General features: G+C 43.7%; 26 protein-coding genes and 1 pseudogene. 7 read left to right on the forward strand and 20 right to left on the reverse strand.

The annotated features are described in order from the left end of the window. The first annotated feature begins 137 nt into the window (after positions 1-137). Positions 138-764, forward strand: coding sequence for a TetR/AcrR family transcriptional regulator (locus tag EHS13_RS21790; protein WP_155702415.1), 627 nt, complete (start codon positions 138-140; stop codon positions 762-764). A gap of 66 nt (positions 765-830) precedes the next feature. Here EHS13_RS21790 and EHS13_RS21795 read toward each other — a convergent pair whose 3' ends face one another. The 10 genes from EHS13_RS21795 to EHS13_RS21840 all read right to left on the reverse strand — a co-directional run bounded on the left by EHS13_RS21795 (position 831) and on the right by EHS13_RS21840 (position 10,730). Next, complete coding sequence (locus EHS13_RS21795) at positions 831-1,274, reverse strand: VOC family protein (RefSeq protein WP_155702416.1); 444 nt, start codon at positions 1,272-1,274, stop codon at positions 831-833. A 28-nt stretch (positions 1,275-1,302) separates the two neighbouring features. After that, complete coding sequence (locus EHS13_RS21800; protein WP_155702417.1) at positions 1,303-2,277, reverse strand: NAD-dependent epimerase/dehydratase family protein; 975 nt, start codon at positions 2,275-2,277, stop codon at positions 1,303-1,305. A gap of 45 nt (positions 2,278-2,322) precedes the next feature. After that, positions 2,323-3,204, reverse strand: coding sequence for a TolB family protein (locus EHS13_RS21805; protein WP_155702418.1), 882 nt, complete (start codon positions 3,202-3,204; stop codon positions 2,323-2,325). Between the two features lie 35 nt (positions 3,205-3,239). Continuing rightward, positions 3,240-4,022 carry a sugar phosphate isomerase/epimerase family protein gene (locus EHS13_RS21810; protein ID WP_155702419.1) on the reverse strand — a complete coding sequence of 261 codons (783 nt, stop codon included), beginning with the start codon at positions 4,020-4,022 and terminating at the stop codon, positions 3,240-3,242. A 47-nt stretch (positions 4,023-4,069) separates the two neighbouring features. Then, positions 4,070-4,768 (reverse strand): SDR family NAD(P)-dependent oxidoreductase, encoded by a 699-nt coding sequence (locus EHS13_RS21815; RefSeq protein WP_155702420.1) that lies wholly within the window; start codon positions 4,766-4,768, stop codon positions 4,070-4,072. Positions 4,769-4,807: 39 nt separating this feature from the next. Continuing rightward, positions 4,808-5,710 carry an NAD-dependent epimerase/dehydratase family protein gene (locus EHS13_RS21820; protein WP_162463196.1) on the reverse strand — a complete coding sequence of 301 codons (903 nt, stop codon included), beginning with the start codon at positions 5,708-5,710 and terminating at the stop codon, positions 4,808-4,810. A gap of 20 nt (positions 5,711-5,730) precedes the next feature. Continuing rightward, positions 5,731-6,630: a carbohydrate ABC transporter permease gene (locus EHS13_RS21825; RefSeq protein WP_227013468.1), complete on the reverse strand. Its 900-nt coding sequence runs from the start codon at positions 6,628-6,630 to the stop codon at positions 5,731-5,733. Positions 6,631-6,644: 14 nt separating this feature from the next. Beyond that, positions 6,645-7,532, reverse strand: coding sequence for an ABC transporter permease (locus EHS13_RS21830; protein ID WP_155705466.1), 888 nt, complete (start codon positions 7,530-7,532; stop codon positions 6,645-6,647). Positions 7,533-7,704: 172 nt separating this feature from the next. Continuing rightward, positions 7,705-9,396 (reverse strand): extracellular solute-binding protein, encoded by a 1,692-nt coding sequence (locus EHS13_RS21835; protein ID WP_227014055.1) that lies wholly within the window; start codon positions 9,394-9,396, stop codon positions 7,705-7,707. 296 nt (positions 9,397-9,692) lie between these two features. After that, complete coding sequence (locus tag EHS13_RS21840; protein ID WP_155702424.1) at positions 9,693-10,730, reverse strand: LacI family DNA-binding transcriptional regulator; 1,038 nt, start codon at positions 10,728-10,730, stop codon at positions 9,693-9,695. Positions 10,731-10,988: 258 nt separating this feature from the next. On the opposite strand from EHS13_RS21840, the gene EHS13_RS21845 reads away from it, so the two are divergent. The 3 genes from EHS13_RS21845 to EHS13_RS21855 all read left to right on the forward strand — a co-directional run bounded on the left by EHS13_RS21845 (position 10,989) and on the right by EHS13_RS21855 (position 13,184). Further along, positions 10,989-11,771, forward strand: coding sequence for a sugar phosphate isomerase/epimerase family protein (locus tag EHS13_RS21845; protein ID WP_227013469.1), 783 nt, complete (start codon positions 10,989-10,991; stop codon positions 11,769-11,771). A 17-nt stretch (positions 11,772-11,788) separates the two neighbouring features. Then, the gene (locus EHS13_RS21850) at positions 11,789-12,268 is read left to right on the forward strand and encodes a heme-degrading domain-containing protein (RefSeq protein WP_155702426.1); all 480 of its coding nucleotides are present in this window, start codon (positions 11,789-11,791) and stop codon (positions 12,266-12,268) included. An 82-nt stretch (positions 12,269-12,350) separates the two neighbouring features. Continuing rightward, positions 12,351-13,184 (forward strand): 3-keto-disaccharide hydrolase, encoded by an 834-nt coding sequence (locus tag EHS13_RS21855; protein ID WP_155702427.1) that lies wholly within the window; start codon positions 12,351-12,353, stop codon positions 13,182-13,184. A gap of 183 nt (positions 13,185-13,367) precedes the next feature. On the opposite strand, the gene EHS13_RS21860 is transcribed toward EHS13_RS21855, so the two are convergent. Together EHS13_RS21860 and lysA are read right to left on the reverse strand one after the other, a co-directional pair. Then, positions 13,368-13,877, reverse strand: a complete 510-nt coding sequence (locus EHS13_RS21860; RefSeq protein ID WP_155702428.1) for an SRPBCC domain-containing protein — start codon at positions 13,875-13,877, stop codon at positions 13,368-13,370. Between the two features lie 351 nt (positions 13,878-14,228). Further along, positions 14,229-15,545, reverse strand: coding sequence for a diaminopimelate decarboxylase (lysA, locus tag EHS13_RS21865; protein WP_155702429.1), 1,317 nt, complete (start codon positions 15,543-15,545; stop codon positions 14,229-14,231). Between the two features lie 353 nt (positions 15,546-15,898). Here lysA and EHS13_RS21870 point away from each other — a divergent pair, with 353 nt between their 5' ends. The 3 genes and pseudogenes from EHS13_RS21870 to EHS13_RS21880 all read left to right on the forward strand — a co-directional run bounded on the left by EHS13_RS21870 (position 15,899) and on the right by EHS13_RS21880 (position 19,454). Beyond that, positions 15,899-18,022, forward strand: a complete 2,124-nt coding sequence (locus EHS13_RS21870; protein ID WP_155702430.1) for a GMC family oxidoreductase — start codon at positions 15,899-15,901, stop codon at positions 18,020-18,022. Between the two features lie 49 nt (positions 18,023-18,071). Further along, positions 18,072-18,779 carry a DNA alkylation repair protein gene (locus EHS13_RS21875; protein ID WP_155702431.1) on the forward strand — a complete coding sequence of 236 codons (708 nt, stop codon included), beginning with the start codon at positions 18,072-18,074 and terminating at the stop codon, positions 18,777-18,779. 119 nt (positions 18,780-18,898) lie between these two features. Beyond that, positions 18,899-19,454, forward strand: a pseudogene (locus EHS13_RS21880) (YdeI/OmpD-associated family protein). A gap of 101 nt (positions 19,455-19,555) precedes the next feature. Here EHS13_RS21880 and EHS13_RS21885 read toward each other — a convergent pair. The 8 genes from EHS13_RS21885 to EHS13_RS21920 all read right to left on the reverse strand — a co-directional run bounded on the left by EHS13_RS21885 (position 19,556) and on the right by EHS13_RS21920 (position 25,075). After that, positions 19,556-19,801 (reverse strand): thioredoxin family protein, encoded by a 246-nt coding sequence (locus EHS13_RS21885; RefSeq protein ID WP_155702432.1) that lies wholly within the window; start codon positions 19,799-19,801, stop codon positions 19,556-19,558. Positions 19,802-19,817: 16 nt separating this feature from the next. Beyond that, complete coding sequence (locus EHS13_RS21890; RefSeq protein ID WP_227013470.1) at positions 19,818-20,813, reverse strand: SDR family NAD(P)-dependent oxidoreductase; 996 nt, start codon at positions 20,811-20,813, stop codon at positions 19,818-19,820. Positions 20,814-20,858: 45 nt separating this feature from the next. After that, on the reverse strand, positions 20,859-22,016 hold the full coding sequence (locus EHS13_RS21895; protein WP_155702434.1) for an MFS transporter: 1,158 nt from the start codon (positions 22,014-22,016) through the stop codon (positions 20,859-20,861). 37 nt (positions 22,017-22,053) lie between these two features. Then, complete coding sequence (locus tag EHS13_RS21900; RefSeq protein WP_155702435.1) at positions 22,054-22,437, reverse strand: VOC family protein; 384 nt, start codon at positions 22,435-22,437, stop codon at positions 22,054-22,056. 12 nt (positions 22,438-22,449) lie between these two features. Beyond that, positions 22,450-23,190: an MBL fold metallo-hydrolase gene (locus EHS13_RS21905; protein WP_155702436.1), complete on the reverse strand. Its 741-nt coding sequence runs from the start codon at positions 23,188-23,190 to the stop codon at positions 22,450-22,452. Positions 23,191-23,204: 14 nt separating this feature from the next. After that, entirely contained in the window at positions 23,205-23,570 is a 366-nt protein-coding gene (locus tag EHS13_RS21910) for a hypothetical protein (protein WP_155702437.1), read from the reverse strand. Positions 23,571-23,665: 95 nt separating this feature from the next. Next, entirely contained in the window at positions 23,666-24,571 is a 906-nt protein-coding gene (locus EHS13_RS21915) for a pyridoxamine 5'-phosphate oxidase family protein (RefSeq protein WP_155702438.1), read from the reverse strand. A 15-nt stretch (positions 24,572-24,586) separates the two neighbouring features. Further along, positions 24,587-25,075 carry an HPP family protein gene (locus EHS13_RS21920; protein ID WP_155705467.1) on the reverse strand — a complete coding sequence of 163 codons (489 nt, stop codon included), beginning with the start codon at positions 25,073-25,075 and terminating at the stop codon, positions 24,587-24,589. Between the last annotated feature and the right edge of the window lie 74 nt (positions 25,076-25,149).

Consider the following 25,149-nt stretch of genomic DNA (forward strand, 5'->3'; position numbering starts at 1 on the left):
ATTTCACAAGCAACAGCTTTTTGAAAAATGTTTATTAGTTTACAGAAAATTTCGATCTGTCGTTTATGTGAATAATAATCTACAAACAGGATGAAATTGTCGTACAGAGTATTTAAGGAGAGAGGGAATGAGAACCTATGTCAACAGCTTCACCGCGTATGGATCCGCGTGTATTTCGAACTCGCCAATTGATTCGAGATGCCTTTATCGATTTGCTTCAGGAAGTTGAATTTGAGAAAATATCCGTAAAACGTATTACAGAACGCGCTACCATCAATCGTGTCACCTTCTATCTTCACTACCAGGATGTTCCAGATATGCTGGAGAAGATGGCGGATGACATGGTTAATGAAATTAATGCAGTATTAAAGGATGTTGCGATCCAATCAGGTATAGACAGTGATTCGTCCAGATTGATTAAATTGCTTGAGCACATTGCAAAAAATTCTACTTTTTATAAGGTTGTGCTAGCCTCAAAACGTATACCAGTCTTTACCGAACGTTTTATGAAGCTGATGATTGATATGATTACAAACAAAATCGAGAATCGAGATGTTTCTTCAGTGGTTTGGGCTGCGAGCGTTCCTAATGATATCGTAATCTGGTACAGTACTTCCGCCTATATCGGTACAATTATCTCCTGGCTTCGCAATGATATGCCTTACACACCGGTTTTTCTCGCTAAGCAGCTTTTTCTAGCCAAGCCGTATTCACAGTTGGCTCCGAATGCATCAAAAAATGAACCCCCCTCAGATCTGGGATGATTCAATCAAAAATAAAATAGGCGCATGCTTGTGCATGCGCCTTGCTGCGATATTATTTGCAACTATTTAATCAATGTCGAGAAGCTCGAGAATAACACCCAGATCTTCTGTGCTTTCAACATAAGCATATTTATCGCCATTTTGAATAAGTGAGTAGCCGAATTGCTCCAGCTTAGCCGCTGTTTCAAGCATTCTGTTCTTCGCTTTAAATGCGATGTGATGAACTCCAGGGCCTTTTATATCCAGAAATTCTTTCCATGTAGTAGGGTCCTCTGTCGGTTCAATGAACTCTAAAACCAGATTCTCCATGTGAAAGAAGGATAGCCTAACCCTGCCTTTTGTTGGCTGTCCCATATATGAAACCGTATCACTACCATCTTCATTAGCCATAATAATGTTAGGGACGGGAACGCCTAAAAGTTCGGCAAAGCGGCGGGTAGCCTTTTCCACATCACGAACGATCACTGCAACCTGACAAATCAGGGTCGTACCAAGAATAGTGTTTTCCATTTTTCTTCTCCTTTGCTCCAGATACTATTTACCAAACGTGGTAAACGTTATGTACCTGTTCCCCTGCAAGTATTTTGCGTGCACGATCAATATTCCACTGAATGTGATCTATCAGATCTTCATCACCTTCAAAAGATAATCCGAATAAACGTTCCATTTTGCTGGCATTATAATAGGAAGTTTTGCTTTCTTCACCCGCATTAGGAATAATAACTTTACTGGAAGAATCGATCAAATCGATTGCAATTTGGGCAATTTCTGCCCAGAAAATATTTTTTTTCCCCAGCGCTATAAAAGTTTCATTGTTGAAGTCACTTTCCAGCAATTTCACATAAAGTTCTGCAATTTGTTTACCGGAAAGGAACTGAGTGCCATCGAATTTATTAAAAGTGATGTCTTCATTCTGAAGAGCAGCTTTTGCAATATTTAAGAAACGAACATCAGATTGAGATGCGCCGCCTCCATAAGCTGGATTAGAGAAAATATAACCGGGTCGAATAACATTTCTTGCAATTTTGGTTTTGGTTCCATTCACACCCTGGCCACTGTAATACATATTAAAGCCCATTAGATACATTTCGGAAGCAGCTTTGGTTGCACCGTACAGATTATTTGGCAGCAGCAGAGCAGTCTCGTCCATGCCGTCACGAAGATCACCCATTGCAGCAGTAGAACTGGTATAAATAAATTTCTGCAATCCAGCTTTTTCTGCAGCATCTACTAAGAAAAGCGTAACTTTCGTATCATGTTCAAGCATTTCGACCGGATCGTTCCCCCAACCTAGCGCGATATGAATAACAGCGTCACAGCCCTGAAGCGCCTTTTCCATCACGTCCAGCTCAAGTATATTACCCTTTACAAGAGTTACGTTGGATAGGGTTTGATAATAAGGAATGCGGTCGGGAGTGCGCGTAAGCAATACGATTTCATGACCTGCTGCAAGCAATGCTTTAGTAACGTTTTGTCCGATATTGCCGGTACCGCCAGTAACAAATACTTTCATAATTATTCCTCCACTATTTTTTTAAACTCCGCGTAAATGGTCTCTCTATTCAATCAGCTTGTAGCTAACAAAAGCCAGTTTCCTACTGTCGGGGGACCAAGAATTCACATTAATGGTACCTTGTCCGCCAAACAGCTTAACCAAAGTACGGAACTCTCCGCCAGAACTTGGCAGCAAGCGAATTTCTACATTTTTGTTTGCGGGATGATCGCCCGGAGCGACATCACCCTTGCGATAACTAATATAAGCGACTAATTCTCCGTCAGGAGAAACATGTGGAAACCAGTTATTGCTCTCATCAAACGTTATCTGCGTTTGTTCATTGCCTTTGGCATTCATCCGCCACACCTGCATAAGGCCTGAGCGTACCGAGTTGAACCAAATGTGCTTACCGTCCGGTGAATATTCAGGTCCGTCATTCAGTCCGGTTATATCTGTTAACTTTGTTTCTTTGCCGCCGTTAAAGGGGATCGTGTAAATGTCGTACTCGCCGTTTCGCTCTGCACAATAAGCTAGCGTGTTTCCATCTGGCGACCAACCGTGCAAATAGCTGGGGGCTAATGGCGTGATGAGGACTGGATTGCCACCCTCTAAAGGCAAAATATAGATGCGAGACTGGCCATCCTCGATGGTATGATGGCTTACCGCAACGTGCGAGTTATCAGGTGAAAGCACATGGTCGTTATTGCATTGAATAGCATAACCGGATTCTATAGCCTTACTTTCATGCGTGATGAGATCAAACGTGTAAAGCATGCCCATGCTGTTATATACAAGCTGCTTGCCGTCGCGGGTCCAATTAGGCGCCTCCATTACATAATCGAATTCGGCTAGGACGCTGCGTTCGCCGCTATAAACATCTACCGTTTCCAAGATACTTATCCCATTTCTTCCGTCTACCTTGCGTGGTTCTTTTAATGTATTCATCGTTTAATCTCCATTGTTTTTATTTTCTTCTGATCCTATTCTTGGTGAGTCGCCAACCTTACAGCTTGTCGAATGGTCAGCAAATCACGCTCAACCTCAAGATATTCATCTGACCCTCCCCGAAATTCCATAGACCAGCAGCCCTGATACCCGGCTTGACGAAACAGTTGTATTTTTTGAAGCAGCTCAGATCCTGTAAAATCCACAAACGACCGATCAAACTGGGCATGGATTGTATAAGGCGCTACAATCTCGTCACCGATTTCCTTGTCTATAAGCCAACGGTTGACATTAAGTATAATCCCGAACCCTGGGGCAGAAACTTCATTAAAAATTCGTTGCAGGTTTCGAGGAGACTGGGCAGCTGCCTGATGCGTCTGCGGGCCTACCTGAAAACCATGATCATTGGCAAACTGTGCATATTCCTTGTATCGGTTGACACAAATTTCATACTGCTCATCTGTCATTTCTACCGAGTTTATCCCCATATCGATCCGCAGCGTTTGAACTCCCCACCGGCGTGCAATATCTAGGTACAAGAGCGCCTTTTGATGGTTTCGATCACGAACATTCGGATCATCATGCCAGACATCAGCACCATCCACTGCAAGATTCGCGACAATCATTTCTTCTTCGTCTAAAGTATCCTTGACGCTCTGGATGTAGTCATCCTCAGTGGAGAGCAGCATTCCGTTCCAAATATCTGCGTGACGGAGTCGATAGCGGTACTTTATGCTTTCCAAATAGCCAAACAAGCTCATTTTCCCCGAATTAAACAACGCATGGAATGACCATGATCCAATAGTAAAGTCTGACATGTAATTTCCCCCTAGATATTTGTGATAAGCTCTCTTTGCTAGCAAAATCAGATAGGCATCGGTTCACCTTTAACATTGATAAAAAAGCATTCCGGATCTATTTCTGTTTTCATCTCGAGAATATCTATTATGCTTCTGGCACTTTCAGCGGGATCTCCGGGAGCTTTCTCCCCACCCATGTCTGTCTTGATCCAACCTGGATGAATGGCGTACACACGAATTCCTCTTTCTTTTACATACTCTTTAAGCTGTTTGGATAACATGTTGATCGCTGTTTTGGAGATCGCATAGGGATAATCCCCTCCATAGGCATGAGTCAAGCTGCCTGCTTCTGATGAAATGTTAAGGACAGCCCGCAAGGCACCATCCGTCATTAGCGGGAGCAAATGCTTGATCACCATCATCGGACCAAACAAATTAATCTCGAAGGACCCGACGATATCCTCCATTGGCATTTCTTCTATGGCGACACCCCTGCCCAACAAAATACCGGCATTATTGATCACAGCATCAACTGTTTGTCGTTCTGCCAGCAGCCTTTCCGCTAAACGGGCTATTGTTTCTTCGTTACAAACATCGAGCTGGACGGCCCCTATTTGACCGGGAAAAAGGTCGATTAATTCGAGTAATTTCCCACCGGGTTGCGACGAACGAATTCCGGCTATTACCTTATGGCCTCTTTGTGCTGCAGCTAGTGTCAGCTCATAGCCAAGTCCTCGATTCGCCCCAGTGATCACAATATTCATTGCTGCTCCTCCTTCTTAATCATGACACCGAATAGTGAATTACAACTCCAAAGTGCTCAGGTATTGAATATGCTCCTTCATGTAAGCATCGGCCTTGAAAGAAAACCCAAAGATATTCTTGATTTGCGAAACATCTATAGGCATGTTTTCTGGCTCAGGACGTCCTTTGTCCTCCAATATGATTTGGCTTTGGGAACCAAGTAAGCTTACCGCCATTTGCGCTATCTGAGCCCATGTACGGAATTCAGTACTCACAGCGGTATAATAACCGCGGTCCAATTCATCGGAATGGAGCAAAGTGGAGTATACTTTTGCAAGGTCACCTGCCCAGATAAACTGCGTACCGTCATTCTTGATAAAGGACATGGACTCGTTTGCCAGAGCGCTTTTGACCATATTTATAATCTTATGATCGGGATAGAGAGGTCCGCCCTCCACGCACGGATTGCCAAAGGTATAACCTGGACGTATGATATTTGCCTGAATATGATATTGAGAGGCTATAGCCATAAGATAAGCCTCTGTCGCGGCCTTGGTGGCGCCATAATAAGTATCAGGTTTAATAAATCCCCTATCATTGTTAGGCGCCGAGCCAAAGCTCGCAATGGAAGAGGTATAAATGATCTTCTTTACTCCCGCTTCCGCAGCCATCTGGAACAGGCGGACAGAGGGCAGCGTTTCATTTACTAATGTTTTCATTGCTGTCCCATCCAGCCATGAGAGCGCTACATGGACGCATGCATCTTGTCCCTTAAGCCCCTTAGCGATAGCGCTGGCATCATCCATTTGTCCTGTAATAAAACGGATTTGCTCATGGTCCACAAAACCCGGGACCTTGCTCGCATTTCTGGCAAAAAGTGTTACCTCATGTCCATGGAAAAGCAGCTCCTTGACCACATATGAGCCGATAAAACCGGTACCTCCAGTAACAAATACTTTCATTTTTTTTACTCCTTTCTGCATCATTCCTTTACGCTACCCATCACAAGCCCTGTTGTGAAATACTTTTGCAGAAACGGGTAGATAATTAGAATCGGTATCATTGCTAAGAACATTTGCGCTGCACCTGTAGTGCGGGCGCTAACCAAAGACAGATATTTGGATAAATTGCCGCTAAGATCGGTATTGTTGCGCATAAATTCCGCTGGGTTCACGACTACCGTTTGCAAGTAAGTCTGCAGCGGATAGTTTTGAATACTATTCATATAGATCATGCCGTCGAACCAGCTGTTCCAATGGTCTACAAACGAGAACAGCGTTACAGTCGCGAGCGTAGCAGTCGAGACTGGCAGAACAACTCTGATCAGCGTCTGCACATGACTCGCACCGTCGATATACGCTGCCTCCATCAATTCCTTCGGCAGGCTGCGCATATAGTTCATCACGACCAGCATGCTGAAAACAGGAAGCGCACCCGGCAGCACAAGCGACCATATTGAATCGATCAACCCGGTATTCCTCACCACCATATACGTAGGAATCAATCCTGCGTTGAAAAGTATGGTCACAACAAAGAACCATGAAAAAATACTCCGAGCCCTGAATTCCGCTTTTAATTTGGAGAGAGGATAAGCAGTCAGGATGATCAACAGCAGATTGATTGGCACGCCAATCGCTGTCCGCTTGATGGAGACCAGAAGTGAAGCGGAAAACTTCGAAGTGTTCGTAATAAATTCATAGGAGACTGTTGTAAAACCGATCGGAAAAAAAGTAACCTCTCCTGCAGCCACTGCAGTTTTGTCAGAGAAAGATACCGCGAGCAGATTGATAAACGGTGCTATGCATACAAGTGCAATAATCAGTAGAAAAATTATATTGCACAGAAGGAATATTTTACGTGATGTGGAATCCATCATTCTCATTTTCCTATCCCCCATTAAAAGACTCTATAACCAGTGAATTTGTCAGCCAAGTAATAAGACACAACGATAAATACCAGTGATACGCCTGACTTAAACAGGCCAGCAGCTGTGGAAAGCGAGTATTGAGCCTGCTCAATGCCCAGCCGGAACACAAGCGTATCCAATATATCGCCGGTAGAATAGACCACAGGGCTGTACATATTATAGATCTGATCGAAACCACCGTTTAGGATATTAGCAAGACCCAATACAGTCATCAGCACTATGATAGCCGAAATGCCAGGCAGTGTGATGTGTAATGTCTGCCGCCAACGATTTGCGCCGTCGATAACTGCGGCCTCATAAAGCGAAGGGTCAATGCTTGTAAGTGCAGCCAGGTATATGACCGATCCGAATCCAAAAGTCTTCCAAATATCGGCTACTACCATCGTGCCTGGGAACACATCCGGATTGCCAAGGAAAAAAATCGGTTCAATTCCAAGCTTGGATATGAATATATTGACAAGCCCCTCACCCGGTGATAAAAGATTTAAAAGGATACCGGATAATATAACCCAGGATAAGAAATGCGGCAGATAGACCAGCGTCTGGAAAATGCGTTTGGTAAACAAATTCCTGACTTCGTTGAGCAATAGTGCAAACACAACCGGAACAATCACGCCTCCAAGCAATTTAAAGAATGCAATAATGACCGTATTTTTAATAACTGGCCATATATTTGGCATAGAAAACAACGTAGTGAAATTTTGAAACCCAACCCACTGTTGATGTCCAAACATACCTTTTGCCGGAACAAATTTCTGGAACGCGATCACAACGCCTGCCATAGATCCATAGCTATAAATAGCAACCAGAGCAACTGCGGGGAGCAGCATGAAATACAAAGGAAGCTCTCTTAGCATCTTATCTTTTCGCTTCAGATTTACAAACACCAGTTATCACCACCTGTACATATTTTGGAACAAGGCCCGATGATTTCGGCAGTTCGAATAGACACGGCGCTGCATATCAGCTAAACCTTGTTTATATAACTGCGGTGGAATTAAACCACCGCAGTCCTTGAATTAGTGTAACTTATTTAGCTGGATACATTTTGTCAAGCTCATCAAGAGTCTGTTGACCACCCGCCTTCAGCCACTGCTTCACAAAGGTGTCGAAATAATCGACAGGTTTAGCACCTGTAATGATATTGGTAAAGGTTGTTATCGTGAGCGTATCCAGCGAAGAAACATTGGTCAACCACACTTCAGGCCGTTCAATACCCAGGATGCTCTGAACAATTGCATTATCGGGGATGTACTTGTTCAATACCCATGGCAGAGAGCCTGATTTGGACATCTGTCCCCAGGTGCCAAAAGCATTATCGTCTTTTGCAAGTGATCCATCTTCAAAGCCAATAATATAGTCATATAAGGGCTTTGCAGCAGGAGCAAGGCCGTCAGAGGATCCTTTATCGAAGGCCTTCAACAAATCAGCTGCATAAACTTCACCCGGCTGATCGATGTATATTGGGGACAGCCTATACTGCTCATTCGACCAATATTTGAGGTAGTCTTCTTTCGTTGAGTAATTGACAGTCTGATCATACAGATTAAGTATCTTGATTACGGCTTCAGGATTCTTAGCTTTCGCGCTGACCATTGTCATTTGGCCAACAGCGTTGCTCTCGATACCAATTTTGTAATCGTAACCATCCTTTGTGGGGATGGGATATGGATGTACGATAACGCCATCTTTTTTGTAAACATTATTGTAAGGATACCATGTGCCCCAGTTGCTGCCGTAAGCCATGCCAATCTTGCCGCTAGTAATATCTTCAACCAGCGCTGATTCGTCTTTGGAGGTAAATTCCTTGTCGATAAGACCTTCCTTATACATATCTGCCAACTGAGAAAGCGCTGCCTTCATGTTCGGCTGGGTCCAGGCAAAAGTCATCTTGCCATTCTCGTCGCGGTAAAACATACTTTCATCACGTCCGGGAACGGCAAAGGCGGAGACCAAACCAAGAATGCTGCCATGGTTTTGTCTGATAAGATCCTTGTTGAGGGCAAGTCCATACGTATCGCCATTTATGCCGTTACCATCCGGATCGCCGGTAGCGAACTTCTTTGCAAGAGCGACCATTTCTTCTATGGTCTTCGGAGGCTGAGAATTGGTATTCTTAAGCCAGTCCTCACGTATCCACAGGAATGGCGCCTCGTGGAAGTTGTCGTTCATGCGCGGTATGGCATAAAGCTTACCGTCTATCGTAGCACCCTTGAACGAATCAGCAAATCTTGTCTGATATGCCTTGACTGAATCCGATGCATATTTGTTATAGACATCGGTGAGATCCGCCAACTGTCCATTCTTTGCCAGCTGCAGAAATACATTAGCATCCTGCGTTTGGAATGTGTCAGGCAGGTCGCCTGAAGCAATGATGGCATTCAGCTTGTTTTTATATGCGTCGGTGCTGCTGTCGGCAGAGAAAGAAACCTTAAGGTCAATGTTGAGTTTGTCTTTGATCAAACGGCTCCAACGGTTATCATCCAAGGTTTCACCATCTAGCAGCTTCGTAGCAGCCGCAGTTTGAACGCCTCTCGACAACGTTACCGGTTTCGAATATTTTCCATTGGGGTCCATGTTTTCTGGGGGATTGCTGGAAGTACCTGCACTTTCCTTAGTTGTGCCTGCATCAGATTGACTGGGAGCGCTTTCACATGCTGCAATAATAAAAACCATAAGCAAGGTCACTAGAACGAACGGTAGAACTCTTCTGAGTTTCATCTTTTTCACGTACAATTCCTCCTTTAATTTTTAAAACTGCATAGTGGCACAGCATTTGATCCATGTCGTAAACGCGCGTTTATTGCGGGATAAAAAAATTTGATCCTTCTGCATGAGTTTTAAAGTCTTTGATTGATCTGTCTTACCTGGCAAGATTAACTTTAATTCCCCTTAATTGTAGTAAGTGATTAGAAATAGGATACCTACGAAAATATTAGCCGTTTACTACATTCGACATCCCTCCTCTCATTAGTTTACCTTTGCGTAAACGCGCGTTTATTTGTCGATAAAAAAATTTAGATCCTTTTGCACGAATCTCTGACAACCAGACTGCAATCCATTGTGATTTCTTTAATATTCGTTGTACCTAGCTCAATTTTAGCGATCACATCTGTGGTCAAGTGCTTCAACATATCGTTGAAATCGACGCGAATTGTTGTAAGTGCGGGATGGTGCATATCACTCAGCACGTGATCATCGAAACCGATGACGGAAATATCTTCCGGTACCTGCAATCCATGTTCCTTAAGTGCGCGAATAGCGCCAAAAGCTACACTGTCATTGGCTGCAATAATGGCAGTAGGCAGATCGGTTGGAATGTGCAAAAGTGTTTGGATCGCATCGTAGCCGCTTCTATCATGAAAATCGCCAGGCAAAACCCAGTCCGGTTTGACAGGCAAATTATGCAGGTGCATCGCCTTTTTGAAGCCCTCGTATTTCGTTTGACCAGAAAGGCGGTTCATATCCCCATTAATAACGCCGATCTTTGTATGTCCCAGGTCAACCAAATACGCCAAAGCCTGCTTCATACCTGAATCATTGTTAAAATTAGCAACAATCCGATTGGATTGGGGATATTCTTGGTTCTGATCAACAACGCCAACAACAAATCCTTCTGCTATCAATTCCTCAATCAGCGGTTCATTTATCGCTGCGCCGATAAAGATACCTCCATCGATCCTTTTTTGCATAAAAATTTCTTTTACACTTCTGATTGTATCCTTATTCTTGGTGTCGCGAATAATGTTTGCCAAGATATAATAGCCGTGTTCTGAAGCATTCTCAATAACACTGACAAGTAACATATTCGTCAGGCTATCACTGGAAACATTTCCAGGTTCAATGAGAAACAGGCCAATCGTGCGCATCCGTTTGCCTGCAAGGACTTGAGCCGACATAACAGGAAAGTAATTGTAATCTTGAATCACTTTCATGACTTTGTCACGCGTTTCAGCTGGTACGTTCGAATAGTTATTAATGACCCTGCTAACTGTACTTCTTGATACCCCAGCTATCCGAGCTATTTCCTCACTTTTGATCTTTGGGTTTTTCAATGATGTTTGACCTCTTTCGTAAACGCGTGTTTATGCCCTCATTATACATAGCGTTTTAAAGCGCTGTCAATGCTTTATTTCAAAAATAAAATTAAAAATCATGGATCGGGTTTTATAATCTCTTTATTGTATAAACGCGCGTTTATGATATAATTGCTCAAAACGGAATCTTCCGTCAACTATAAATAACTGAAGGATGTGATTATTTTGCGGCTTGGTGGCCAGGTCTTTTTAGAACAAAAAAATCCGGAGATTTGGGTGAATGCTCTCAAAGCAGCAGGCTTTCGCGCCACAACCTGCCCCATCAGCGGTGATGAAGACATCGCCGAGCTTGATGATTATCTGAAAGTGGCCAAACAAAATGATATCTTAATTTCCGAGGTCGGCGCCTGGAGCAACCCTATAAGCCGGAATGATGACGTAAGACGCAAAGCCATAAACTACTGTATCAAAAGGCTGGAGCTTGCCGAACGGATTGGCGCTCAATGCTGTGTCAATATCGCTGGATCACGAGGCGAACAATGGGATGGGCCGGATCCGGACAACTTGAGTGACGAAACATTTGAACTGATTGTAGAAACGACGCGAGAAATCATCGATGCAGTAAAACCTGAGCGCACGATATTTGCTTTGGAAATGATGCCGTGGGTATTTCCGGATTCTGCGGACTCCTACCTTTCTTTAATCAAGGCAATTGACCGCAAAGGCTTCGGAGTCCACTTCGACCCAGTGAATATTATCAGCAGCCCTCGAATTTATTACAGAAATGGCGATATGATACGTGACTTTTTCGAGAAGCTCGGTCCCTATATTCGAAACTGTCATGCTAAGGATATTCTTCTAAGGAATCACTTAACCGTTCATCTAGAAGAGGTTATACCGGGTCAAGGTAATCTGGATTATCGAACTTTCCTTACTGAAATGAACAAGCTTAACCCGGATACTACGCTGATTATCGAGCATTTGTCGACCAACGAAGAGTATCAGCAAGCTTCCGCTTATATCCGAAAGGTCGCTGCGGAACTCAATATTCCCTTGTGAAGGCAGGTGTGAAACCAATGACAGATGATCAGTTGTTAGAAGAATTGTTACAGGAGGAGAAGGAATTACAATTCGATTCTTTCTCCAATGAAACAGCTCTATGTATCGGAATGGCGATCATTGACCGAGCTAAGGCTGAAAGTAAATCGATAACGATTGATATACGGATAGGTGAACAGCAAGTATTTCATTATGCCTGTCCGGGCACTTCAGCCGACAATGATGCCTGGACCGCACGGAAAGCGTGTATCGTCGATCGATTCGGTCGCAGTTCTTACTATTTGGAAGTCGAGTTAAGAGCTGCAGGCAAAACGATCGCCGATCGTTATTTTTTGGATCCTTCGCGATATGCTCCATATAACGGGGCATTTCCTATTCGAGTTCGCGGAGCAGGTTTAATTGGCTCGGTTGTCGTTTCCGGTTTGCCTGGAAATCAGGACCATAAGCTTGTCACTGCGGTTTTGAGACAGGTTATCGACGTTTCCGCAGTCCACTGAACCGCTGGTTCATTGAACAATAACCTAACCGAGTCAAACCTATTGTCGGAATATGATTAGTATAAATAAACAAGGAGGCAAAATGTGTAAAAACGACGCAACATTCACCCCAATTTTTGACGAAAAAACACTGGCGGGTTGGCATTTCGTCCCTCGCTTGCCTGTTCCCCGCGCCCCTGGACAACCTGAACCGGATACTACTACCGAGGAATACCGTTGCGCTATGCAAACATCAGGAAAATGGACTGTTGAGGATGGTGCAATCACCGGACGGCAAGCTCCGCCCGGATGCGGTTACGGCGGTTATCTCCTCACCGATGGAGTGTATGGTGATTTCGAGTTGGTCTTTGAAGCACATCCCGACTGGCCTGCGGATACTGGCATTCTGGTGCGTACGTCTTCCCTCGGCTCCCAAGGGTTCCAAATCCTTCTCGATCACCGTCGTTCGGGAAATATAGGAGGTATTTATGGCAATGGCATTGGCGGCTTCCATGGCATCAACTTCACTCTCGATGCGAAGTACGATGGGCATGGTAATCCCGTAGGGCTGAGACTGGAAGACCCCTCGACCACACTCGAGCCCATGACACCCGACAAAGCAGCAATTCTTGATTATGCGGCAACCGGTGAGCAGTTCCTGTCTATTTGGAAATGGAACAATTGGAATGAATTCAAGATCCGCGTCGAAGGGGCGTCTCCGCGAATCACAGTCCATATCAACGATATGAAAATTTCTGAAATCGATACAATTGCCTTAAAGCACCCATTGTATAACGCCGCAGTGGTCCGAGATCTGCTAAGCCCGAAAGGACACATTGCCTTCGAAATCCATGATAATGATCCCGGCATGGGCGAAGCGCGCTGGGCGCCGAATGCAGCTTGCAGGTGGCGCAATATTCGAATATGCGAATTTTAGACGACCAGTATACATATTTATTGAAACATTGTTCTAAACAGTCTAATAACGATAAATTTAGATCGTAAAAATTAAATGTATTTTCTGATGGGGTTGCGGAAATATAGCGTAGTTTAGGGTTTTATTGCTGTGATAGGGAAAAAGCCGCCAGCTCTGTGACTGGCGGCTTCAAATATAATAAGATTACAGTAAGGACTGCAAATGCTCTTCGAGACGATCCCAAGTTTCTGTAATACCTTGCTCCATGCCCATTTCCATGACTTTTTTAAGTGCTTCTGCCGATTCATATTGACCACGGCTAATAATCTTTGTCTTACCTTCAAGGTCAACCAATGTCATCGTTATATGGGAGGAAGGCATTCCTTCTACTACATTCCCCTCAGCATCCGAGAAGTAGTCAACGAAGATGACCTTCTCTGGCACCACAATTTCCTCGTAGACTGCTTTGCCCCATGATTCAAATCCAAAAAAATCAACCTGCTCCTCATTTATGCACTTCATACAGTAATGCCAGACACCGCCGGGGCGGAAATCGACGTTGCATACAGTAAGCGTCCAACCACGAGGTCCCCACCAATGCTTTAAGTGTTCTGCTTCCGAGAATACTTTGAATACAAGCTCTCGCGGTGCATCAAATACGCGCTCGAGTGTAAGTACGTTTCCTTCTGCTTTGGTAATCATTTTGTTTGTCATGAATAATTCCTCCTGAAATAGAGTTTATTATTTTAATTTCTGAAGTAAATATACCATGACAGGTATATTCCTGTAAACGAATATTTAAACTCAACTTTAATCCAGCACTCAAAACCGTGAGAGACATATATTCGGTTTATTTAAAATAATTCGCTAACGAATGTGTTCTTTAGAAATGTGAAGACTGATCAAAATATGACAGACCTTAGGAGAGCTTTTGTAAACAAATGACTATGACTCATCAAGCTGTTACGAAGCACCTTCTTCTATTAATAGAGGCAAAATTCTCAGAAATTTAAAGAGATTACTCGAAACAGGCAGCATCTTGGAGATCTTTTAGTTAAACTGGCATTATCCAAAAAGTCGTTCTGGAATTAAATCATTATTTACTATGTCAGCTTGTGACTCACGTTTAACGACTAGATCCGATTTCCCCGCTTGAACAAATACTACAGCTGGGCGGCGAATTCGATTATAGTTACTGGCCATCGCATAATTGTAGGCGCCTGTGCACGAAACTGCCAGAATGTCACCCCATTTAGACTTAGGTAATGATATGTCCCAGATGAGCATATCCCCACTTTCACATGCTTTACCCGCAATAGTTACTATCTCTTCATTGGCTTCATTCGCTCTGTTTGCGAGCATAGCCTCATACACCGATTCATACAAAGCAGGGCGTGGATTGTCCGTCATCCCTCCATCAACAGCTACATATTTACGAACTCCTGGGATATCTTTATAAGTGCCAATCGTATATAACGTTGTTCCAGCATCACCAACCATACTGCGCCCCGGTTCTACCCAAATTTCTGGCAACGGATAATTAACCTGTCCAAAGCAATTTTTAATAGCTTCAGTGATCGCCTTCACATACTGGCTGATTTGAAGAGGTGTATCCCCTTCTTTATAACGAATGCCGAATCCTCCACCAAGATTGATTACTTGTAGAGTAATATCAAGCTCTGTTCGAATAGTCGCTGCGAAAACTGCCACACGCTCAGCCGCCATACGGAAGCCCTCGACCTCGAAAATCTGAGAACCAATATGAGAATGAATACCTAATATTTCAATATTTGATAAGTTTATTGCGGTTTCGATTGCTTGTTTGGCTTGTCCGTTACCGATATCAAATCCGAATTTCGAATCAGTTTGACCCGTTGAGATGTAGTCGTGAGTGTGAGCCTCGACACCTGGAGTAACGCGGAACAATATTTTTACTCTTCGGTTCCGTTGCCCGGCAATTTCATTCAAAAGCTGTAATTCTGTAAAATTATCTACAACAAAACATCCGATTCCAGCATCCACTGCCATCTCAATCTCGAAAGGAGATTTGTTGTTACCGTGGAAGTGAATACGATCTACTGGAAACCCAGCTTTTAGAGCTGTGAACAGCTCACCATCCGAGACAACATCGAGCGATAATCCTTCTTGTTCTGCAAGCTTACACATGGCCATTACACAGAATGCCTTACTTGCATAAGCAATCTGAAACCTGAAGCCAGAAGCTTGAAAAGCCTCCGTAAATTCACGTGCTCGTTGACGAATCTGCGCCTCATCCATTACATATAAAGGTGTTCCATATTGCTCTACTAACGCTGTAGTGTCACAGCCACCAATTTCTAAGTGTCCCTGCCCATTAATCCGACTCGTCCCATGAAGATACATCTTTTCTATTCCTCCTGTTGTTTTATTTGACTGCACTTACTTAGATAAAATTACTAAATGATCCTAAGCTTGATTGTGGTGTTAATCCCAATATACCGATAAAATAATAGTATGAAAATGGAGGGAATGGACAAAAATTTGTATTTTTCAACAGTATTGATAATAGCAACAGGTTGTTAAAGTTATCGCTCATCCCGAAATCGCGATTTGAAGGAAATCAGTTCTTTATATAGAAGTATTATAGTTATGAAGCAGAAAAAAAGGAGAATTCGTATGAATTTTTATTATTATAGAATGATTAGAATCCGTCAGTTTCAGGTTGTAAGCCAAATGTCTTGGGATGGTGAACGTAGATGAAGACCTTTGATTTATCGAGCGAGGTTCGTCCAATATTAGAAGCAGTTGCCAATCGGATGATTCCGGAAGATGCATGGCCATCGGCGACAAATGGTGGAGTCCTGAAATATCTTGAGCTTCACGCCGGTGAGGTGCCGGCAATATGGACTGATTTGATCGAACCCGGCCTTCTCGCATTGGATGCAAAAGCATTAGGTCTCCATGGCCAACCGTTTACGGAACTGTTGGCAGCTGAGCAAGACAGATTGTTGCATGACTTAGAGCATGATCGTTTTCTGGACTGGCCTGTTTCACCTAAATTATTCTTTGACACTTTATTGAGCTTTGTTATTGAAGGTTACTATGGAAGCCCTACGGCTGGCGGTAATCACGAAAGCAAATCGTGGAACATGATCGGATTTCGTCCGGGCACTGTCTCCGAAAGCCAAGCACCTGTCCAAGAAACAGACTTACCGCAACTGGCCTTCGACCAGCTTCGAGACCAGTATGATGTTATTATCGTGGGAGCTGGAGCCGGAGGCTCGGTAGCAGCGGCAGTACTCTCCGAATCGGGACTTCGTGTTCTCGTTGTCGAACGCGGAAGCTGGCTTCAATACAATGAAATAGGCAACGACCATTTGCGCAACCATCGTTTAAGCAAATATGGCCATAACACGGGACCAGGGTTGAAAGGCAACCCTCGTACGATTCTTTTGGCGGGCGGAGAAGAGCGGATAACTGCACCTTTTGAAGGCGAATATCATAATAATGCGATGACTTTAGGCGGCGGAACACGGGTCTATGGCGCGCAAGCATGGAGATTCCATAAGGATGACTTTCGTATGGCTAGTCGCTATGGGGTTCCGGATGGAAGTTCGCTAAGTGATTGGCCAATTCAATATGATGAACTTGAACCTTATTATGAGCGGGCCGAGTGGGAAGTCGGCGTTTCTGGTGATGGGGATGCCCATCATGGACGCGGTAACCGACGACGCCCATATCCAATGCCAGCGCTATCGATGACGTTGGAAGCAGAACGCTTGGCTCGGGGGGCAGCGAAACTGGGATGGGACGTGGGGCCAGTTCCTCTACTCATCAACTCAGTTGAACGTGACGGTCGACCAGCCTGTGGGCGGTGCGGCCAATGTGTCGGATTTCCTTGCCCCACCAATAGTAAGAATGGCGGCCATAACACGATGTTAGTCAGGGCTATAGCTACGGGTAACTGTGACTTGATCTGCGATACCATGGTGGAACGCATCGATACCGAAGGAGGAAAGCATGCCACTGGGGTTCGCCTAGTGCAGGAAGTCGCGGGCTCGATCCAGCGTAGGCAAGTGCGTGCAGGGCATGTGATGGTTGCCGCCGGGGCGATCGAAAGTGCTCGCCTCCTCCTCAACTCAGCAAGCGATTTGGAACCAAATGGAATAGGTAATCGTAATGGACAAGTAGGACGAAACCTTCAGGGTCATGTCTACGCAGGTGCCTACGGCCTCTTTGATGAACCCGTTCAAGATGGTTTGGGTCCTGGAGTAAGTATTGCCACCTTTCGCTTTGATCATGGTAACGGTGGCGGGATTATCGGGGGTGGATTTCTTGCCAACGAATTCACACGATTACCACTCATTCATTGGTATCGAGCGCTTGCCCCGGATGCGGTGCGTTGGGGGATCGCAGGCAAGGAAACGATGCGCGAGAGCTTCTTGCGCACTAGCCAAATTCAGGGACCGATCCAAGAGATCTCTACCGCCGAGTCCAGAGTGCGGCTTTCACCAAAAGTTAAAGATCGCTTCGGGATACCCGTCGCTCAACTATCAGGAAATGTCCATCCAGAGTCAATTAGAGCTGCGACCTTGTTAGCAGAGCAAGCGGAGAATTGGCTTTGGGCCTCTGGTGCACAGAAGGTTTGGCAAACCAGGCCAGGTGGCGGACTTAGTGGAGGACAGCATCAAGCGGGAACATTGCGTATGGGTGACAACCCTGCGACATCCGTCACCGACCCCTTGGGTCGTGTACATGGTTACGATAATCTTTGGGTGAGTGACGGCTCCGTGCACGTGACCAATGGCGGCGTTAACCCGGTATTGACGATTCTTGCCTTAGCTTTCCGTACGGCAGAAAACCTAGTGAAACAAGGGTAATAAACGGATAGCATTTCTCTAAAAAACTCAATAAAGGATGGGTTAAACAATGAATTTAGAAATGGTAATGCAGGAACTTGAAGCTCTCGGCAAGGAAAGAATGAAGAAGATATACGGATCCAACGGCGCTCAAGAACCACTTTTTGGTGTGACTACAGGTGAGATGAAGCCGATCTTCAAGAAAACTAAAATAAATCAACCTTTGGCTGAGCAGCTTTACTCCACTGGGAACTACGATGCAATGTACTTTGCCGGCATAATTGCAGACCCCAAAGCAATGACTGAAGCCGATTTTGACCGTTGGATGGATGCGGCTTATTGTTATATGCTGTCCGATTGGGTGGTTGCAGTAACCTTGTCAGAAGCAGATATTGCACAAGAAGTTGCCGATAAATGGATCGCAAGCGGTGAAGAACTGAGAATGTCAGCGGGCTGGAGTTGTTACTGTTGGCTTTTGGGTAATCGCCCAGACAGTGAATTTTCTGAAAGCAAAATTGCAAATATGCTTGATATTGTGAAAAATACGATTCACGATTCTCCCGAACGAACTAAATACGCTATGAATAATTTTATTTACACAGTGGGGTCATCCTATTTGCCGTTACATGATAAGGCGGTTGAGACCGCCAAGGCAGTAGGTCCAGTAGAAGTCAAAAAGGACAAGCCAAAAAGCAGTTTCATAATTGCTTCTGAAAATATTCAAAAGGCAGTAGCTGGAGGGCGTCTTGGTTTCAAACGCAAACATGTAAGGTGTTAAACTATTGCTTTGCTACAAGAAATTATCCATTTTTCCAGCCTCAGATTCACTAGATCAAACTGACATATGGGTGTCAGTTTAGATGGCTTATACTAGTAATTAAAGGAGGGGTCAGATTAATGGAAATAGATAAAATGGTGCATGCTCACACTAGACAAGAATGGCGAAAATGGCTAAATGACTACCATGAAATGGAAGATTATTGCTGGCTGATTATGAATAAGACTCATTCTGCCAGCTACTTAGATTATGTTGAAGAAGCCCTGTGTTATGGCTGGGTTGATAGTACAAAAAAAAAAGGTGGATGACCTTCAAACAGGACAACGATTCTCTCCCAGGAAAAAAAACAGTAACTGGACAGAGCTCAATAAAGAACGTGTACGACGGTTAGATAAATTAGGATTTATGACAGAAGCAGGAATAAAAGTATTACCCGATATGAAGGTTGAATCTTTTAAAATCAATGAAATTATCATGGCAGAGCTGCGTCAGGATGATGTGCTTTATCGCAATTTTCAAGGCTTGCCAGAACTATATGTGAGAATTAAAATTGACAATATTCAGTCCGTACAAAATGATCTACTGTTATACCAGAACCGATTAACAAAATTTATTGAACATACCCGTATGAATAAAATCTATGGGCAATGGAATGATGATGGTCGTCTCATTTGAACTAACAAGCAAAATGCAGCCAGCCTCCTCGAGGATACTGGCTGCATTTTATATTCTACTCAGTTTGGTAGTGCAGTGCTCTTTTTAATTCGGTCAGTAACTTAGCAAGTATCCCCTATTGAAGTATATAGCTTAATTTTTTGGAATAAGGAGTCCTCCGTTTGAAGTCCAACAAATTTTTCTACACTATATCCGTCTTTAAAAAGGATCAAAGTTGGAATACTCGTTATACCGTATTCGGCTTTCAACTCTTTTTCATGTTCGATATTCACTCTTGCGATTGTAGCTTGATGCTTAAATTTTTCCACTAATTCGTCAACAATCGGCTTTTGCAAACATATCATCATTTTATATCTGAACTGTTTATAGATTAAATTTGAAACCTATTAAATTCTCGCTTAGAACCCATAGTTTAGCTGCTAAATCGGGATCAACAGCTCTTTTATACAACCCAGGTTGAAAAGGATTGGTATCATCAGCAACTACTTCCGCAATATCAGAATTTTCGCAGTATACACCACCTAAACCATCCAATTGACGATTCACGGCACACCAGACTATACTGGCTGCTCCCTCTTCTATATTCTTAAACTCGTCATTAAACTCTGGTAAAGCACGTTCCCCTTTTTCATTCAAGGCCCCCATTGCGCCCAGCTCATCGTCAGACAGATTACGTGCCAAATCCGTTATTATCGTACCCGGATGTACAGTGAATGCACGAACTCCATCACCCTTGCCCTTGTTATCCATCTCAACAGTAAATAAGGCATTGGCTATCTTGGATCTTCCATAGGCGGTCCACTTTTCATATTCTTGATGTTCAAAATTCGGATCCTCCAGATCTATCTCACTTAGCTTAGCTATCCGTGAAGTAACGGTGACAATTCTCGCATTCTCTGCTTTCTTCAAAGCTGGCCATAGCCGTGCAGTTAGTTGGAAATGTCCTAGGTGATTAGTAGAGAACTGAGATTCATTTCCGTAAGAATCACGTACTAGAGGGACTGCCATAATGGCAGCAGCATTAATAAGAATGTGTAAGGGACGATTAGAAGCAAGGAATCGCTGTGCGAAAGCATCAATGGAATCCCGGCTCATAAGATCCAAGCTCTCCACTTTAACACCAGGAATTGCTCCAACAATCGAATGTGCTCTTTCCAATGAACGAGCTGGCACGATAACCGTAGCTCCTGCTTTTGCAAGCACTTTTGTAGCTTCTAATCCAAGACCGGAATAGCCTCCGGTGATAATAGCAATTTTCCCAGTTAAATCTTGCCCTCCTAAAGCTTCTGTTGCCGTAGTTCTAGGCCCGAATCCGGAATGAATGGACTCTTGTTTAGTTGAATGGTTTGCATATGTCACTAGTATTACCTCCATAGTATCGTAAATTATTACAACAGCTGTTTGTTATATCTCAATAGCCTTCTTAACAGAAAATGAGTAAAGTGCAGCAAACAGTCCGAAAATGATTGCGATTGCTCCAACCCAGCCTAGACTAATTACGGAAAATTGGTATACGACCCAACCCCCCATCGCAGCCCCAGCAGCCACTCCCAATTGAAGCACGGAATTATTCAAGCCCAATGCCAAATCGGGGGACTTGGGAGAAAGTGAAACCAAATAGTATTGTAGAGCAGGTGTAGTCGTCCAAGCTGAACCAATCCAAACGGCCAGAATAAAAAAAGCTCCTATTAATGTTGCAGCCACCCACGGCAGTATGGCCAAAGCGACTGCATGAAAAAGCAGGCTGAAAATCAAGGTACGGTTAATCCCCCATTTATCTGCACCATATCCTCCAGCACGAGAACCCACAACAGCAAATATTCCACATACTAAAAGTGCAGCACTAATCATATTTGTATTGAGGCCAGCGGAATTCTGTAAAAATGGAGAGATATAGGTAAACATTAATTGATACCCTATCATCCAGAAAAATGTAATTAATAATCCACTGATAATACGCTTGTTTTTCAAAACCTTAAATTGGGCTTTAAATGAAACAGGCTCTTGCCCTGCCAATTTTGGAATAAAAGCATAAATGCCTATCATTGCAAATACGGCCAAAATAGCTATAAAAATAAACACGGAGCGCCATCCCCAATACTCGCCTATTAAAGTGCCAAGAGGAGCACCGACGACTAAGGATGTACTAAATCCCATAATAATGATACCAATGGCATTCCCCCGCTTTTCCGGTGCTACCAGATTAGATCCAACTGTCAAAGCAACTACTGTAAAAATACTTGCACTTGACGCCAAAACTATTCTGGACACAATTAGAACAGTGAAATTGGGACTAAAATAGGCAATTAAATTACCAATGATAAAAACAGCAAAAGAAAGAAGCAGCAGTTTTCTTCGTTCCACTTTCGCAGTGAGTGAAATAAGTATGGGTGAACCAATTGCGAAAACAGCTGCATAAATAGAAACCAATTGACCAGCTAAACCTACGGAAACATTAAGATCCTTGACTATCATTCCTAAAATACCTGCAACAATGATTTCTGCAGTTCCCATTACAAATCCGCCAAAGCTAAGTAGATAAATCACTCGATTTTGATGCAATTTTAAACAGCTCCTTAGCAGAAATCATCCCTCGATATTATACTCTCTGGAAGAACTCGATCCATTCCTTTTCAGGTCCGTAAATGAAAAAATAACGAATTCCGTTCGGCATGGTTGCAATTTCTTGATCTATGAACTCTACACCGATTTGCTTAACGCGGTCCCATTCCAATTGAATGTCCGAAACTGACAGCGCAACATGATGCACCTTACCTTCAGAAGGCAATTGGTCCTTGAAGCCGTGAATCAATTCGATTTCTGTCTCATCCTCAAAGCCGTAGCCCAGAAAAACCACTTCAAGTCCATTGGCATGAACGTTTCGATCCTTCACCTCGAGTCCAGCTACCTCAGTATAGAACTTTATGGATGAATCCATATCGTTCACCATAATCCCTACATGATCGATCTTTCTCTTCGTCATTCCTTTACCTCCCTAAATCGTGAAAATTTCTTTAGTTTGTAAAACACTTAAGTTTATCCGATCCTTGGCGTTTTCGATTAAGCGGTTCATCATATCTGGTGTCTGCGTATAGAGTGGTGGGTGATGGGCTGCCTTATAATGGATAGGTATCAGCGTATTAGCGCCTAAGATCAATGCTGCCATAACCGCTTGTTCCGGCGTAAGACAGATTGGCTGGTCACTAAATGGAGACACTCCCGGAAATTGCGTTATGGCTCCATTCACAGGCAGGCAAGCGACATCAAACGTGCCGTAGGCTTTAACAAGCTTCCACCAGTACCCATGCCATAATGTATCTCCAGCGTGAATCATTTGCTTACCACCACCGCGAACGATCCAGGATATTTGCGGATCACCCGAGCCGTCCACGGAATTAGCGGCAATAATTGTGAATGGCCCGATAACGAAGGTTTCACCGAGGGCAGCGCCAGATACGTTGCTTAATCCGTTGGTAGTCGCTAAATTTACGATTTCAACTGGGACGAATACTCGTACATCAGCACCATAAGCAGCAATAATCGCTTGTGGGTCAAAATGATCCGCATGCTGATGAGTAATTAAGACAGCAGCTACAGAACCAAATGACTCTAAGGGAAAGAAAGGCTCGTTGGGCTCGCCTAACTTGGCGGGAAAATGATAAAGCGGATCGATCACAACAGATGAGTCCTCTAATTCAACTCGTATACCTGCCCATGGAAGCTTTTGAATATTCATGGATATCCCCCTTTTTATAAAATAATAGGTACAAAACCATCCTTCATGAATTGAGAAAAGTTTAAATGACCACTATTGGTCTCACTTCCAACCAGTTTAAGTCCCGCTTGCTGTACCTCTTCCTCGACATCAAAGAATCCAGCACAGGCTCCGCAGCCTCCCTTGAGAATGCCGGTCTTCATCACTTGCTTATATAACGGGTTAATAATGTGATCCGGCTTGCTAAATTCATTTGGCCACTGCGTTCCCGCTCCATCAAAATACACTTCAACCTCCATCCCTGCCTCGTGCAGATCTTGGCCGTATAGCAGTCCATGCATCGCTTTACCCATATCTTGTTGATTAGCTTGAATAATGATCAAATATTTATTAGTACTCATATTAATCCTCCTGAAAATAATTATTTTTCAAATTCTTGGCCTATCGTTTTCAAACAGTTTCAGTTGTCTTCCTCACCTCCTCTCCAGAGCGCCACTCAGCCTTCCGGATTATATGGCGACAATTCTGTATCCCCCCACTGCATTTCAGTAGCATTTTTCACTTGGACTACTTCCGCAATATTAAATCGCACTAATCGTTCTGCTCCTGGAAAAACAGACGCCTGCTCCTCATCCCAAATGATTTCAGCTAAACCAGTCAAATGAAGCGAATGGCCATGTTCATAGTCGATAAACAACAGACCCGTTGAAGGGTTTATATAAATATTTCCTAATGTGTTATACATCGAATTGCCGAAATAATCAGGAAACAATATGGTCTTCGCATTGACTAAGTGTAAAAAACCTGGATTTCCTCCCCGATGAGAAACATCCATTTCTCCCTCCTTACTCACGCTGCCTATATAGAAGGTGTCGGTATTTGAAATCCACTCCTGCTGCTTCAGGCTCAGTTCTTTGCTTCGCTGCTCCGACTTTAACAGCCTAAAATCGTCTTTCTCCGGACGAAGTGATCTTTTCTGAATATACTTGGGACAATTTCCGTAAATCTGATGCGCGGTTACAATCAATTGCTCCTTCTGCTTTTCGGCCGTTCCGTTAATCCGCAGCCGGATTCTTCGGTTCGTATCGATAATTAAGAGCCCTATTTGTGCTCTTTCTAACGGCTCCAAAGCAAGAGGGTCACCTTCTATTAATCCAGCCCGAATCACAATTCGGTGCTCGTCAAGAACTTCAGCAAAACCCGATTCTCCAGTCAAAAATGTTACCCACACGTTCCCAGCGCGATCCTTGGATGACAATACGGCAAACTGTTGATATTTTAGAAAGTTAATAATCCCATTCGAAAACTGGGAACTGATCATCTTCCCGTTCTGGGCAGCGATCGTCGCTTCTCCCGTAAGATTTTGAACCTTCAACTCACCTTCATGATAAACATTCTCCATACCGCTTTCCTCCAATCAAATCCAGAATGTCGGATACATGCGTTTCTTGTCCAAATTATTAATTATCAAAGCGACCATTACTATAAGTACAGATCCGATCAATACGGGCTCAAAAAGAAAAGACCAGCTGCTCCCGCTTAGAATAACTACTAATGGATCGGCTCCTGCGGGTGGATGTGTTGTTTTGCTCAGCATCATCAGGCCAATCGCCAAACCTACTGCAGCAGCCAAAACCCAACTGCTTTGACCAAAAAGATGAAAACACAGCAGCCCTACTAATGTCGAAATAAAATGTCCTCCGATAATATTGCGCGGCTGAGACAATGGAGCATCCCAGAGACCGAAAGCCAAAACGCAGGTTGCGCCAAATGGGGCCATAATCCAAATACTTGTTGTCAAATTGGATAGAAAAGCTAAAAGAGCTATAGCAGTAAATCCACCAATCGCACCGATCAGCGCATTCCTTGGAACGACTTTTAATGGACTTTTTGCTTTGCCCCTCATTTTCAGCCAAATTCCCGCTTCATCCACTTTACTCAATTCGCTCACCACCTTTTATATACATATTAAACTAGTCA

It is taken from the genome of Paenibacillus psychroresistens (assembly GCF_009728935.1).
Classification (GTDB): domain Bacteria; phylum Bacillota; class Bacilli; order Paenibacillales; family NBRC-103111; genus Paenibacillus_AC; species Paenibacillus_AC psychroresistens.